Here is a 14325-nt window from a genome sequence, read left to right on the forward strand (position 1 = left end):
GTTCTTTGCTGGACGCAGGCGCTTTCGGCCCGCGCAGATAGTCTCGGTCACCCTTGAGGTATGGACGATCTTGAAGACCACTTTGGTCGTCTTGCTGCGATTACCCCAATCTTGCGCAAATTCTGTCTTTCATCGCGCCTTTTTTCTTGCGTCAATTCTCGATCGCATCGCGCCAATGTCTCGACGCCTTGGTCTTGTGGCAAATTCGCGCTCCGCGGCTTCGTCCGAAAATTGCGGGCGAAACACGCGAGACTCAATCGATCGTGACGGTCGATTCTCAACTCGGCGTGAGCGGGGCCGACTCCACATCTTGTTGATCGTCGCGACCGCCTTACTAATAACGTCTGAGGTTGGACGGGTATCAAAGCGAGTGAGATCGAATAATGGCCACTTCCACCAAATCGACCTTGAATCAACCCGCTGCCCTTCCACTTCTCCCATGTAAGATCGCCGAGCACCCGCAGGCACGGCCGCAACCGCATTTTGAATCTCGCCCACTCGTCAATATCTCCCCGCCTGAGATCGCCAAGCGCCGTTCCACGACCTGGTCGGGGTTTCGCGGGGAGACGGTCCAGATCATGCGGCACGCGCCGTTTGAGTATGGATTCCGGGCTTCATGGCACCTGCTCATTGCGGCAGAAGTCGCCGAGCGCTACGATGGGGAGTCGTTTGTTGAAGGCCTGCCGCGGTCGACCTTGCGCGATTTCACGCACAAGCTGACTTTCGTTCCCGCCGGGCACGACTTCCGCGGATGGCAGAGACCGCGCGCATTGACGCACACAACCTACTTCTACATTGATCCGCTCGGACCTCTCGCCGATCCCGCGCTGCGGTTTGAGGAGATCAAATTCAAGCCGCGCCTGTTCTTTTACGATCGGGATCTCTGGCAAACCGCTCTCAAGCTCAAGTCGGTGATCGAGAACGCGGACACGGCGCATCGGCAATACGCCGAAGCGCTTGGCATCGTGCTGACCCATGAGCTCGTTCGCCTCAACGGTGGCACGGACCCCCACGAGCCGGTCAGTCGTGGCGGCCTTGCCGCCTGGCAACAGAAGCGGGTGGCCGCGTATGTCGAGGAGCATGTCGCCAACGATATTCCGCTCGCGACGCTGGCCGAGTTGGCGCAGCTCAGTCCATATCATTTCTCCCGCTCGTTCAAACGTTCTTTCGGCCTGCCGCCACACCGATATCACGCGACCCGGCGCATCGAACGGGCCAAGCAGCTATTGGCGAATCGCGAACGGTCGGTCACGGCGATTGCACTTGAGGTCGGCTTCAGCGATACCAGCACATTCACCAGCGCGTTTCACAGGCTGACCGGCGAAACTCCGAGCTATTACCGTCGCCGTCTCGATTAAGCGGTCGGGATTGCGGACGCCGCGCGATACGACGCACCGACCGGGTCGCCCCGGCGCGCGACGCAGCTCGTAAACGACAACATGGTCGAAGGACATTGCCTGCTGCCGATCGGCAGCAGGCGCGATTTCCTCTGATCTTAACATGCGTTTCGTAACGAGACTTATTCGGCCGGCGTCGGGGCGGCGCCGGGCGACGGCATCCGTTGCTGGACGAGCCGGGCGAGGCCCGTGTGCAGAATGGCAGCGACGATGGCGCCGACGATCGGGGCCGTCAGGTACAGCCAGGCATCGTTGAAATTGCCGGTCGCGACCATCGGGCCAAGCGCCCGCGCCGGGTTGAAGGCGGCGCCCGTGAGCGCGCCACCCATGATGATGTTGAGGGTCAGGGTCATACCGATCGCCAACGGCGCGAGGATGCCGGCGCGGCCCGCCACCGCGGTGCTGAGCACGACAGTGACCAGGAAAAAGGCGAGGACGGCCTCGGTCACGAAGCCGGCCCAAGCGGTGACCGTGAGCGTCGTGGCACCCAAAGCCACGTTGTGCGCGAGCGCGGGCACACCAAGGCCGGTCTCCGCACCCCCCAACACGGCCCGCAGCAAGAGTGCGCCGACGATACCGCCAACGAGCTGACTGACGATATAACCAGCCGCCTCGCCGACACGCATGGCGCCGGCGGCGAGCACACCCACAGTAACGGAGGGGTTGAAATGGCCGCCCGACACGGAGCCGTAGGCGAAGGCGAAGACCATGACGGTCAAGCCGTGAGCAAAGGCAATCGCGGCGAGACCAGGCAGGCCGACACCATCGCCGACCACGGCCCCGGCGCCGGCGCCGATGAATATTAACGCGAAGGTGCCGATGAACTCCGCCAGGAGTTTTGGTGCAATCCGGTTGGACATCGTTGACTCCAGTGTGTTGTTGACCGCCCGGCTGGCGATCAGGTTTGCGCCGGAAGCGATCCGTTGGCTTTGGGGATGGCCGACGGCACGGGGAGCGCCGTCGGAAGGCGAAGCGAGCGCCCCTATTCCGCGGCGATCGTCTGCGATTGGAAATCGATGCCCATCGCCTTCGCGACGCCGGCGCCGTATTCGGGGTCGGCCTTGTAGCAGTGGGCGATCTGCCGCTTGACGATCTCGACCGGAACGCCTTGCATCGCCGCCTTGTAATTTTGGAACAGTTGCTCCTTCTGGGCGGCCGTCATGAGCCGGAACAGGTCGCCGGGCTGACGATAGTCGTCGTTGCCGTCGCGGTGATTGTAGCGGTCGGCATCGCCGGAAATTTTCAGCGGCGGCTCGCGGAAACGCTCGTCCTGCACCGGACCGTTGAACGAATTCGGCTCGTAATAGGCATCAGGATTCGGATTGCCTGCGAGCCGCATGGTGCCATCGACGTTGTAGGTGTAGACGGGGCAGCGGGGCCTGTTGACCGGAAGCTGATCCGCATTGACGCCCACGCGATAGCGGTGCGCGTCGGCATAGGAGAAAATGCGCGCCTGCAGCATCTTGTCCGGTGAGTGACCGATGCCGGGCACGATATTGGCGGGTGAAAGCGCGGCCTGCTCGACTTCGGCGAAATAGTTCTGCGGATTGCGGTTCAGCTCGAGGATGCCGACTTCGATCAGCGGGTAATCGTTGTGCGGCCAGACCTTGGTAAGGTCGAACGGGTTGTACCAGGGCTTGTCAACATCGCTCTCCGGCATGATCTGGATGGAGAATCTCCACTTCGGAAAATCGCCCTTTTCGATCGATTCGAACAGGTCGCGCTGATGGGTCTCGCGATCGTGGGCGACCTTCTCGGCGGCTTCGGCGTTCGTCCAGTTTTTGATGCCCTGCATGGTCTTGAAGTGGAATTTGACCCAATGGCGCTCGTTCCTGCCATTGATGAACGAGTAGGTATGCGAGCCGAAGCCGTCGATATTGCGATAGCTCTGCGGCAGGCCGCGATCCGACATGAGGATGGTCACCTGGTGCAGGCTCTCCGGCGACAGGGACCAGAAATCCCACATCGCGGTCGGCGAGCGCATGTTGGTCCTCGGGTGCCGCTTCTGCGTGTGGATGAAGTCCGGGAACTTCAGGGCGTCGCGCACGAAGAATATCGGCGTATTGTTGCCGACCATGTCCCAATTGCCTTCCTCGGTATAGAAGCGCAGCGCGAAGCCGCGCACGTCACGCTCTGCGTCCGCGGCGCCTCGCTCGCCCGCTACCGTCGAGAAGCGCAGGAACGCTTCGGTCTTTGCGCCCTTCTGCAATACCTTGGCCTTGGTGTATTTCGAGATGTCGTGAGTGATGGTCAGCGTGCCATAGGCACCCGAGCCCTTGGCGTGCTGGCCGCGTTCGGGAATCCGCTCCCGGTTCTGGTGGGCAAGCTTCTCGAATAGAACGAAGTCCTGCATCAACAACGGGCCGCGTGGCCCCGCCGTGATGCTGTTCTGGTTGTCGGAAACTGGCATGCCGCTGTCGGTGGTAAGTGTAGGGTGTTTGGCCACGGATTGCTCCTGTATCGCGAGACATTGAGATCCCCAGCAGCGCCGCCGCTCTTTGTGGCAACCGCTCTTGCGTTCGCAACGTCGGTTGTTGACGGAATTGCGTTCGCGAGAAGCCGGGTACAACGGAAATGTATGGGTCTACTTGGCAACGACTTAGGGTCTATTGCTGCAATTGTAGCGGTCTTGCGCCAATCTTCGGAAGCCGGAGGCGGCGTCAAAACTGAAAGGACGAATCCCAGTCGATCACGTCGCGATGCGCTCGCCAGAGGATATCTGTTGCTTCAGATTGATAGCGTAGCGTGCCTATCAGATTTTTCCGATGGGCACGGTATCTTGTGTCGCGGCAGTACAAGTCGATGCTGGCCGGTCACAGCCTCGGCGCCTGGTGGACACCAGCAGGAGCCCGTTATCTCACGCGATCACCCGCGCTGCCTGGAAGAGGGAATGGTGATTGCCATGGAGCCTCACGTCAATCACTGGCACATCCAGGATATGTTCGTGATCCGTATGCTGGGCCGGAATTGATTTTGGATAAATTCCCCACAGAGACGATTTTTCCCCTGGTTGAAGATTGCAGTGGCAGTTCGGCCGGAGCGTTTGGGGGAATGGTTGGCCTAGCGTATCGATGAACTCCCGCCGGAGGTCACGGCCGCGCCATATGTCAAATACAGAAACCCCGGCCGACGACCGTACGGTCTCCGCGCTTGGCAGCAACCGCATTGTAGCTTTTCGAGCCGATCGGGGCGGAGGTCGGGGAGTTACGGCGTTTTACCCTCGTTAGATGGATGCGCCGTCTAAGTGCGGATTTCGACCGGCCTTCACAACCAAGCGCGCTTTTCCGTGGGAAACCAAATTGAGGTCATGCCTGGCCGCGCGAGTTCGAGGATTTCCGCCGCACCGGAAATAGGCCCTAGTGAGAATAGCTGATCCATTCATCGTGATCGACCGTGAACGCTGAGCGTGATGCGTTTATCGTCGACTTCATGGTTGCCTCCTTTATGATGCGAGCATTTCTCTGGTAAGAGACGACCAGACCGTCACCACTAAAACTTTGTTTAGCGATGGGGAAAAGTGCAAGCTCGTTCAGCAACTTCGTCGCATGAACAGAGCCAATGTTCCTGTTGACGTCTAGCGTGACATAGGAAGCATTCGACGCAGCGTATTATCTCGAAGAACCCAATGATGTAGGATCGCAGCGCCCGCATGCAGTGCTGCCAAAATCAGAATGCCATCTGCGAGCCATCCGTGGACGTCCTTCAAAGTTCGGGCAAGGCTTCGATCGGCCGATAAAGGGGAAGCAATTTCGAACAGTCCAAAGATCGGCAGTGGGTGCCCGCGCATAAATTGCGTCAGAACTCCGAGGATGGGCACCGCGAAAAGCAAGGCATAGAGCGTGTAATGCACGATTGTCGATACCCGCTCACCCCATACTCCGAGATGCGTCCGCTCGGGAATTGGTTGTTGGTCGACTAGCCGCCACGCCAGACGCGGAAGCAAAATCATGAGAACAGTCAAACCCATGCACATGTGAACTATGAACCCAACCTCACCAGGCGTACCCCGCGGTAACAAATCGCCGTAGGTTCCCAGCAGCCAGGAGGCAAGCACGAGCAGGGCCGTCACCCAATGTGCGGCAAGCGCCAATGCCCCATACCGGCTGCTGCTATTGCGCAATTGCATTTCAATCCAACTCCGACTGCACCCACCCCTTGGAAGCTATTTGGCACTTTCGAAACCTCAAGAGCTGAGCGCCACAAAGTCCGTTAAGATTGCGCAATCGTATTGGGCAAATCGTCGGCGTTCGCACGACGGCGACTGAGGGCCCATAAGTCGAATATTAAACTCGAATTTACTTGAGCTGACCGAGGTTGGGTGATGTTCGTCGTGGCGCGAAATCCAAGCCATCAGGAACTGCGCCCGATGACCCAACTCCGCCTTCTCGGCCTCTCCGGCAGCCTGCGCCGGGCTTCCAATAGCACCGCGGTGCTTCGCGGTCTTCAGGACGCGCTTGCGCCCACGGCTCGGCTCGACATTTTCTCCCTGTACGGGTTGCCGCTCTACAACGAGGATGAAGACGGCGAGCACGCGCCGGAATCGGTGCGCGCCCTGCGTTCGGCAATCGAGACAACGGATGGCGTGGTCATGGTCTCGCCCGAGTACAATCACGGCATGTCCGGCGTCCTGAAGAACGCGCTCGACTGGGCCTCCCGGCCTTATGGACGTTCGGTACTGCGGGGCAAGCCGGTACTGACGATGACGGCCTCGCCCGCCTTCACTGGTGGCGTGCGTGCACAGCAGCAGATGAACGAGACACTCGCATCGATCCCGGTACGCCCTGTGCTTCGGCCCCAGATCGTGATCGGGAGCGTGCATGAGAGGGTCCGCGACGGGCGCCTCGTCGACGAAGCCACGCTGCGCTTTGCGCTGGCGGGCGTCGATGACCTCCTCGAGGAGATCCGGACTGCGCACTTTGTTCGAGCGGCAGCCTGAATGTGACGGCCGTTACGCCGCTGCCCGGTGGCGATGTGCGTGTCGCCTATTGGCACGTAGTGTTGCAAACTCCTAAAATGTCGGCGCATAGGCTATACGGCGCCCTCTTGAGGACGATCCGAAATGGAGATACACCGCACGATTTTGTCGATCGCGGCGGCGGCACTCGCAGTCACTATGGGCGCGGACGCGCAGGAGAGAAGCTCAAATCTCCCGCCTCAGGTGCTGCAGGAAATTGCGAAGGTCGAGGCCGAGATTGACCGCACCGAGGCGCAGGCGATCGAACGGCTTGCGGCGCCGCCGGACAATCAGATCCAGCAGATCGAGTTGCTCGGCAAGCTGATGCTGTATGACAAGGCATTGTCGGTAAACCGCAACGAGGCTTGCGCCTTCTGCCACATGCCCGAGACCGGCTTTACCGGTCCGGTGTCGGAGCTAAACCGGACCATGGGCGCTTATCCGGGGTCGGTGCGCACGCGATTCAGCGATCGCAAGCCGCAGTCGCACGCCTACGCGCCGCTGTCGCCGGTGCTGCATTACAATGCCGCGCAGGGCGATCTCGTCGGCGGCAATTTCTGGGACATGCGCGCGACCGGGCGACGGCTCGGCAATCCGGCCGCCGAGCAGGCGCAAGGGCCGCCGACCAATCCGGTGGAAATGGCACTGCCCGATATCGCCTGCGCGGTCTATCGCGCCTCACAGCGGCCCTATCGCGCCTTGTTCGAGAGCGTATGGGGACCGCAGAGTTTTGCGATCGCATGGTCGGTCAACGTCGAGCAGGTCTGCAACAGGCCCAGCCCGCCGGCGGCGGCCGATCCGCTGCCGGTCCATCTGAGCCCGATCGATCGCGGCCGGGTCGGCGCGACCTTCGATCAGATGGCACAGTCCATCGCCGGCTATGAAGCCTCGGCCGAGGTGACGTCGTTCACTTCGAAATTCGACGCGGTGCTCGCCAAGAAGGCGCAGTTTACGCCGCAGGAGCAGCAGGGCTACGATCTGTTCCGCGGCAAGGCGCGATGCAATGAATGTCACCGCGACGGCGGGCCCGGAGAGGATCCGCTATTCACGGACTTCACCGCCAGCAATATCGGCACTCCCGCCAACCCGAGGCTTCCCTACTATGGCGAAGATCGGCCCGACGCGTTGGGCTATGTCGCCAATCCGCTGGGATCGTCCTTCGTCGATGGGGGTGTCGGTACTTTTCTCAGCAACGGACATCTGCTCAGCCAGCCCTCGGCGGTCGACGCGCGATGGCTCAAGCTGGCGCCGGGCAACCAGGCGCGAATACAGGTGCCAACGCTGCGCAACGTGGACAAGCGGCCCGATCCGGCCTTCGTGAAGGCCTACGGGCACAATGGATATTTCACCAGCCTGAAGCAGATCGTGCATTTCTACAACACGCGCGATGTGCTGCCGCGCTGCGAGCCTCTTGATCCGGGTGAAGGTACGACCTGCTGGCCGGCGCCGGAGTCGACTGCCAATATGAACTCGAGCAAAGTTGGTCATCTGGGTCTGTCCGACGCAGAAGAGGACGCGCTCGTTCGCTTTATGCAGACGCTGACGGATGGGTTTATGCACTAGTCGCGTCTTGATGGGCCAGCCGTTGATTGCCTTGTTCATCTCTGTGTAGGGACACATAAGCTCGCTGCAATAGCATTCTTCGCGCGGCCATACGAAACGAAAATGCGCTGGCTATGACGAAACTTGGAATGTGGATCGGCGCCAGACCTTGACTTCAGCGCAGGCTCCTTGGGGAAACCTCTCGGGCCTCGTCGTACGAGTGCGGCGATTCTCGCCGCGTCGGAAACATGCCCCACTGAGACAGCTGATCCGTTCATCGTGATCGATCAGGAACGCGGTGTGTGATGCTGTTACGGTCAACTCCATGGCCGTCTCCTTTTGGGGCGCACATGTCTCAGATAGGACACGACAAAGTCGTCACCACTAACAGTTTATTCAGCGAGGGAGATGTGCAAGCTCATGCAGACGCTGCGTCGCAGCGTGACTTCCGAGCCCGCGATGGCTTGCTGTTTGGCATACGGGGCGGGTATTCCGGCTGACACGAAGGTATTGCTTCAGCAGGTCTATCAGCTGACAGACAGCTTTTGCCGGATCCTATATCACGTTAGCGTCGGAGCATAAGTGCAAGCGATCTCGACGATGCAACCAGCCCCTGGATGAATGGTGAATCGGAATCCGTGCAGCTTCACGATTGCCGCAACCAGGTTCAGGCCGAGGCCCAAGCCTGGCGTGTGCCTTATCTTGTCCGACCGATAGAAGCGCCTCAAGACAGCGTCGCGCTCCTGTTCGCTTATGCCCGAGCCGGTATCCTTGACGCGGACGATGGTCTCGTCGTGACTGCGTACCAATCCGATCTCCACCCGCCCGCCGGTCGGCGTAAATTTAACGGCGTTGTCGACCAGATTGGCGACTGCCTCAATCAGAAGATCACGGTCACCATGAACGGTAAGTTCGTTTGGTGATTGGACGACAAGGCTGATTCCCTTATCTTCCGCTATCGGCTCGTACATGTCGCCGACTTCCCTTATAATATCTGCAAGTGCGACGTGGCCGAAGCCGGCTGATCTCTGACTTACTTCTATTTCGGCAAGACGCAAGATGGCGGTGATGATGGATAGCGATTGATCGAGCGCCTCCGTCGTCTTGTCCGCAACTGCCTGCAATTGCTCCAGTGTCGTGGCGTTGCTGCGACCGCGCTCGAGCATCAAACGCGCACGGGTAAGAGGCGTACGCAAGTCGTGCGCGATGTCCCGACCGACGCCTGCGAGAGACTCGATGAGAGTCTCCATCTCGTCAAGCATGCCATTGACTATCGTCGCAAGTTGCGAGAAGGGATCGTCGCTGTTCCCAAGCGGGAGCCGTTCACGCAGGCTGCCGGCGACGATGCGCTGCACTCGCTCGTTGACCTCCACGATGCGCTCTCGGGCGCGCGCGCTCAGCGCCACGCCGACTGCAATGCAAAGGAACACCGCGGGAAATAGTCCCATCGCGAGCGCTCCCCCAACGACCCGTGCAATCTCCTCGATTTCATCCGCATTGCGTCCGACCAGCAACACATTGCCGTCGGGCAACGTTCGCGCGATCAGCCGCACGGCCTGTTGCTCCCGACCAAGTCCGTCTATTCTATCGGCCACCGCGTTTTGTGCCATGCCATCGATCTGGAGATCGGTTGGCTGCCCTTCCATGTCGCCCGCGATCCTGTCGCCGTGCGCACCAAACAATCCCACCATCCGATGACGCCCTGGATCGTACTGCAGTCCCTCGTTGATCGCATCGAGCCTCTGACCGGACGGCAAGGCAACAAGATTTTCCATCTCCGAAGCGATCGCGCGGTCGGATCGCAACGTCAGGTCACGTTTCGTCTTCAAGTAGACGAACCCGAGTAGAGCAACGGTAAATGCCGCAAAGATGCAGGTCACCAATACGGTCCACCGCAGCCTGTTAGATCGCATGAACTCAGGCCACTGCATCACGTTGTCTCGCCGAAAGATCGCAGAATTGCTCCACTCTTCCGCGGGACCTGGGGAATGGTCGCGAAGCGTCGAAAAAAAACTCGCATGACTTCGTCGACATGGATGCATTCTTCGCATTTCGCTCGCCTGCCCGCACCGCCTGGCGCATCCTTGATTCCAGCTACGGGCGCCAGCCTAACCCGGACAGCACGAGCGGCACGATCCTACGGATGTTGTTCCGACTGTCGTCTTGGTTTGAGAGACCCCATACCTTTGGTTTATGCGTACGAAACGCCTCGTGCATGCTGAGGACCGTGACGAGTTAGCGCAGGCCGCACAAATGTCATGAACCGGTTCTTGCGATCTTAGCTGGCATCCCCGCGGCGGATGGCGACCTCGACGTATCTGATCAAGTCGGGTCCCGCAAAGGGCTTGGCCAGGAAGCCAACGGCTCCGGCCTTCCGCGCCCTGTTCCGCGCGCTGTCTTCAGGGAAAGCCGTAATGAAAATGAACGGCGTATTATGTCCTTGCGCGCGCATATGGGTGAGGAGGTCCACCCCGCTCATACCGGGCATCTGCACATCCGAAACGACACATGCGTAGCCGTGCAACTGGGGTGACTGCAGGAACTCTTCGGCCGACGCAAATGTGCGGACCAGATATCCTTCTGAGCTGAGGAGATTGTCGGTTGCTTCACGGACGAGTTCATCGTCGTCAATAACTGAAATCATCGGAAGCATTGACAAGACGGCCTCCAGGCGCGGGAGCAAGACGCTCTCCTTAGCACCGCCCTAGTTCGAAACATGAGCCGTCAATCAGGATTCTGATATCATACTTAGGTTTGTCCGTGCGCACCTGGGTGCGCAATCAGGCGCATTCGTCCTTCTGAAACTCTGAAGGCGGAGGTTTGCTTCGCTCGGTACTTGCGAGACAAAGCGCTAAGGCTTGGCGGGACGAATTCCGAGCATTCCTGCTTTTCGCAACAGATCGGCCAGCGATTTCGCATCCATCTTCTTCATAATGTGGCCGCGGTGAATCTTGACGGTAATCTCGGCAAGTCCGAGTTCAGCAGCTATCTGCTTGTTCATGAGGCCAGACGATACCAAAGTCAGAATCTCACGCTCGCGAGGAGTTAATTTCTCAAAAAGGATTTGCAAGTTCGCGACGATCTTGTCGGCCTCGCGCCGCTTGCGATCCCGTTCAATCGCCACCATCACGGCGTCCAGCATGTCTTGATCGCGAAACGGTTTGGTCAGAAAATCGACCGCCCCGCCCTTCATGGCCCTCACGCTCATCGGAATGTCGCCATGGCCGGTCATGAAGATAACGGGAATATGAATGTTCGCCTTGGCCAGTTCACCTTGGAAGTCTAGGCCGCTCATTCCTGGCAATCTGATGTCCAGGACCAGGCAGCTGGCGACATCTGGAAGCTTGCTTCGCAGCATTTCGGATGCCGAGCCGAACACCTCAACCTCCAGTCCGATCGATGCAAAGAGATTGCCGAGCGCTTCACGCATCAATTCGTCGTCTTCGACAATAAAGACGAGCGGCTCTCTCGCGCTGATAGACTCACGCGGTGTTTTGGGGCGCTCGGTCACGACGCCTCCTTCTGAGGTTGCGAGGGCAGGGCGAATTGAAACGTCGCCCCCCGCCCCTCATTGGGCGACGCCGATAGGCGCCCCTCGTGGGCCTCCACGATCGAACGGCAGATCGAGAGCCCCATTCCCATGCCGCTGGACTTGGTGGTGAAGAAGGCGTCGAATAGCCGATTTGCATTCTCGGCGGAGATACCGACGCCGCAATCCGTCACACTCAGGAATAGGCGGTGTGCCTCGTCCCGGCCAGATCGGATTACCAGTTCGCGCGGCCGATCCGTGATCGGCAGCATTGCTTCGATACCGTTCATCACCAGGTTGATGATCACCTGCTGCAACTGAACCCGATCACCAAGGATCGTAGGGAGAGCAGGCGCCAACTCGGTTCGCAATGAGACTAGGTGACTGCTCAACTCACGCTGTACCAGCACGATAACCTCCTTGACGACGTCATTGACGTCGAGCGGCACTTTCTCAATGTCGGATTTTTTCGCGAGCGACCGGACACGCCGGATCACCTCACTTGCCCGATTGCCACCATTGATGACCCATTCCACCGAACGGCGCGCAGCGGGCAGGTCGGGAGTTTCGCGGTCGAGCCAGCGCAAACAGGCCTCAGCGTTAGTGATGATGGCAGCGAGCGGTTGGTTCACCTCGTGCGCGATCGAGGCTGTCAGTTCGCCCAGCGTAGTCACGCGCATAACATGCGCGAGCTGCATCTGCGCCTTATGCAGCTTCTCCTCTGCCTGTTTGGTCGCGGTGACATCCACCACCGCCCCAATGAACTCCAATTGGTCCGCCTGGTCTCTAACAGAGTGGGCGACAACATGGACATATTTGACAGAACCATCCGGCATCAGCAATCGATGCTCGTAGTCGAGATCCTCTCCGTTGCGGGCTGCGCGTTCGATCGCCGTCTCCACGCGAGCACGATCCTCCGGATGAGCGCGGTCAAGAACCATTTCAAAAGTGACAGAACGCGGCTCGTCGTATCCGAGGATCCGGAAGAATTCCTTGGAGCCCACGCGTTCGCCAGTGAAGAGATTCCAGACGAAGCTGCCGGTTTGGCTCACTCGCTGTGCTTCGATTAATTTGGCTTCGCTTCGCCGCAATTCTTCCTCGGCCCGCTTGCGGTCCTCAATGTCGGTAGACGACCCATACCACTTGACAATGTTGCCCTGGTCATCGCGCAGCGCCACGCCCCGGAACAAAAACCAGCGGTATTCACCGTCGAAACGCCGTAGGCGAGCTTCAAGCTCACCGGGCATACCGGACGCCCGTATTGCGCTCCACTTCACCAACATGCCTTTCTTGTCGTCAGGATGAAAAGCGCGAGGCCAGCCAATTTCGACTTGATCTGGTGAGAGGCCGGTGTAATCGAGCGCCGGTTGATTGAGGAAATCGGGGACTCCGTCCGGTCCGGCGCGCCAAACCAACGTCGGGATCGTGTCGATCACCAGTCGAAGCCGATCCTCGGATCTCCTGATTTCGTCAAAGGCTTTTTGCAGCGCCTCCTTGGACAGGTGCTGCGCGGTGACATCGATATGCGTACCAACCAGCTCGGTCACTTCACCGTCGTGACCGACAACGGTATGTCCCACGGAATGCACATATCTTGTCGCACCGTCCGGAAGAACGATGCGATAGTCGCCTTCGAAGCCCGTCTTCTCTCGGAGAGCCTGCCGCACCATTTCGATAACCCGGTCTCGGTCTTCGCGGTGAACGCGATCCCACAGGGGTTGCTGTGGTACAGCGCCCTCACTCGGATCGAGTCCCAACATGCGGTGCGTTTCCGGGGACCGAAACACGAACTCTCGCTGCCGCGCATCCCAGGCCCAACTGCCTGTGTGACTCAAGCGCTGGGCTTCGGCCAAATAAGCCTCGCTACGTCGCAGTTTTCGCTCTGTCTCCCTTGCTACCGTGACATCCGTTACCGCGCCCACAAACTCGATGCCCCCTGGAGCATTTCTTGCGAGGCGCGCCAAGGCGTGAACATGTTTAACCGATCCATCCGGCATCAGCAGTCGATATTCATCGTCAAATTCCCTTCCCTCGCGGGTCGCGCGATCGATAGTGTTTTGCACTGCAGCGCGATCTTCCGGATGGGTGCGCTGGACAATAAATTCCACGGTCGGCTTCGTGGTCCGGTCGCACCCGAAGATTCGGAAAGTTTGTTCTGACCAGAAAATATCTCCGCTGGCGACGTTCCACCCAAAGCTTCCGGTACCGCTCAATCTCTGCGCTTCGGTCAAATACATTTCGCTGTGCAGGAGCGCGGCATCAATCCGCTTCTGATCAGCCATCGCTATCTGCAGGTCATGGGCCGAACGCCGAAGTTCTTCTGCTGCCTTCCTCTGCGTCGAGATCAGGAATGCAACCACGAGAGATGTAATGGAGAACAGGATTAGACGCGGCATCTCCGAAATGCCTACAGCGAAAAGGTCACGCTTCCAGGTAAATAAACTGCTCGGAGGCACCAGGTAATAATGAAAGGCCAAGAGAGCGAGCGTGACCGACAATAGTCCCGGGCCAAGCCCGCCAACCCACGCAGCGAAAATAACTGCGCAAAGCATTGAAGATGCGATGGCCTCGGCGCTCAGTAAGCGTGTGATCTGCTCAGCAGCAACGATCGCGACCGCGACCGACAGGGCAGCTGCCGCGTAGCGAGACATCGCAGAACACGTTGTCAGCCGTCCCGTGAAACCAAGTCTTATCATTCTGTGTGCTCGTCCCGCCGACGATGCGCGGCGGATTTACGGAGACTTTGAACTAGCGTTCTATCATCGCGGAGCGTCCCGGGATTCCGGCCGGGAAGATTAGAGCATTTTGAGCAAATTCGGCAATTCGATTGCTTCCGGTGGGCGCCGTTCCGCGGAGTCGAGGCCGCGCAAACACAGGTCAGATCGGCACAAGATCGAACCAGG

General features: G+C 59.3%; 10 protein-coding genes. 3 read left to right on the plus strand and 7 right to left on the minus strand.

Going from position 1 to position 14325, the window contains the following annotated elements; all coding sequences use genetic code 11:
- Positions 1-383: 383 nt before the first annotated feature.
- Positions 384-1358, plus strand: coding sequence for an AraC family transcriptional regulator (locus tag V1280_RS17520; protein ID WP_334526383.1), 975 nt, complete (start codon positions 384-386; stop codon positions 1356-1358).
- Positions 1359-1519: 161 nt separating this feature from the next.
- Here the strand turns inward: V1280_RS17520 and V1280_RS17525 are convergent, their stop codons facing one another.
- The 3 genes from V1280_RS17525 to V1280_RS17535 all read right to left on the minus strand — a co-directional run bounded on the left by V1280_RS17525 (position 1520) and on the right by V1280_RS17535 (position 5523).
- Positions 1520-2257: an MIP/aquaporin family protein gene (locus V1280_RS17525; protein ID WP_334526386.1), complete on the minus strand. Its 738-nt coding sequence runs from the start codon at positions 2255-2257 to the stop codon at positions 1520-1522.
- A gap of 122 nt (positions 2258-2379) precedes the next feature.
- The gene (locus tag V1280_RS17530; protein ID WP_334526389.1) at positions 2380-3843 is read right to left on the minus strand and encodes a catalase; all 1464 of its coding nucleotides are present in this window, start codon (positions 3841-3843) and stop codon (positions 2380-2382) included.
- Positions 3844-4971: 1128 nt separating this feature from the next.
- On the minus strand, positions 4972-5523 hold the full coding sequence (locus V1280_RS17535; protein ID WP_334526392.1) for a cytochrome b: 552 nt from the start codon (positions 5521-5523) through the stop codon (positions 4972-4974).
- A 195-nt stretch (positions 5524-5718) separates the two neighbouring features.
- Between V1280_RS17535 and V1280_RS17540 the strand changes: the two genes are divergently transcribed.
- A complete protein-coding gene (locus tag V1280_RS17540) occupies positions 5719-6333 on the plus strand; it encodes an NADPH-dependent FMN reductase (protein ID WP_334526395.1) in 615 nt (204 codons plus the stop codon).
- A gap of 123 nt (positions 6334-6456) precedes the next feature.
- Positions 6457-7914 carry a cytochrome-c peroxidase gene (locus tag V1280_RS17545; protein ID WP_334526398.1) on the plus strand — a complete coding sequence of 486 codons (1458 nt, stop codon included), beginning with the start codon at positions 6457-6459 and terminating at the stop codon, positions 7912-7914.
- A gap of 539 nt (positions 7915-8453) precedes the next feature.
- Here the strand turns inward: V1280_RS17545 and V1280_RS17550 are convergent.
- The 4 genes from V1280_RS17550 to V1280_RS17565 all read right to left on the minus strand — a co-directional run bounded on the left by V1280_RS17550 (position 8454) and on the right by V1280_RS17565 (position 14073).
- The gene (locus V1280_RS17550; RefSeq protein ID WP_334526401.1) at positions 8454-9773 is read right to left on the minus strand and encodes a sensor histidine kinase; all 1320 of its coding nucleotides are present in this window, start codon (positions 9771-9773) and stop codon (positions 8454-8456) included.
- Positions 9774-10171: 398 nt separating this feature from the next.
- On the minus strand, positions 10172-10546 hold the full coding sequence (locus V1280_RS17555; protein WP_442895238.1) for a response regulator transcription factor: 375 nt from the start codon (positions 10544-10546) through the stop codon (positions 10172-10174).
- A gap of 198 nt (positions 10547-10744) precedes the next feature.
- Entirely contained in the window at positions 10745-11404 is a 660-nt protein-coding gene (locus V1280_RS17560) for a response regulator transcription factor (protein ID WP_334526406.1), read from the minus strand.
- A complete protein-coding gene (locus V1280_RS17565) occupies positions 11401-14073 on the minus strand; it encodes a PAS domain-containing protein (protein ID WP_334526409.1) in 2673 nt (890 codons plus the stop codon). The genes V1280_RS17560 and V1280_RS17565 overlap by 4 nt, the downstream gene beginning before the upstream one ends.
- Positions 14074-14325 lie beyond the last annotated feature (252 nt).

The organism is Bradyrhizobium sp. AZCC 2230, assembly GCF_036924495.1.
GTDB classification, from domain to species: Bacteria; Pseudomonadota; Alphaproteobacteria; order Rhizobiales; family Xanthobacteraceae; genus Bradyrhizobium; species Bradyrhizobium rifense.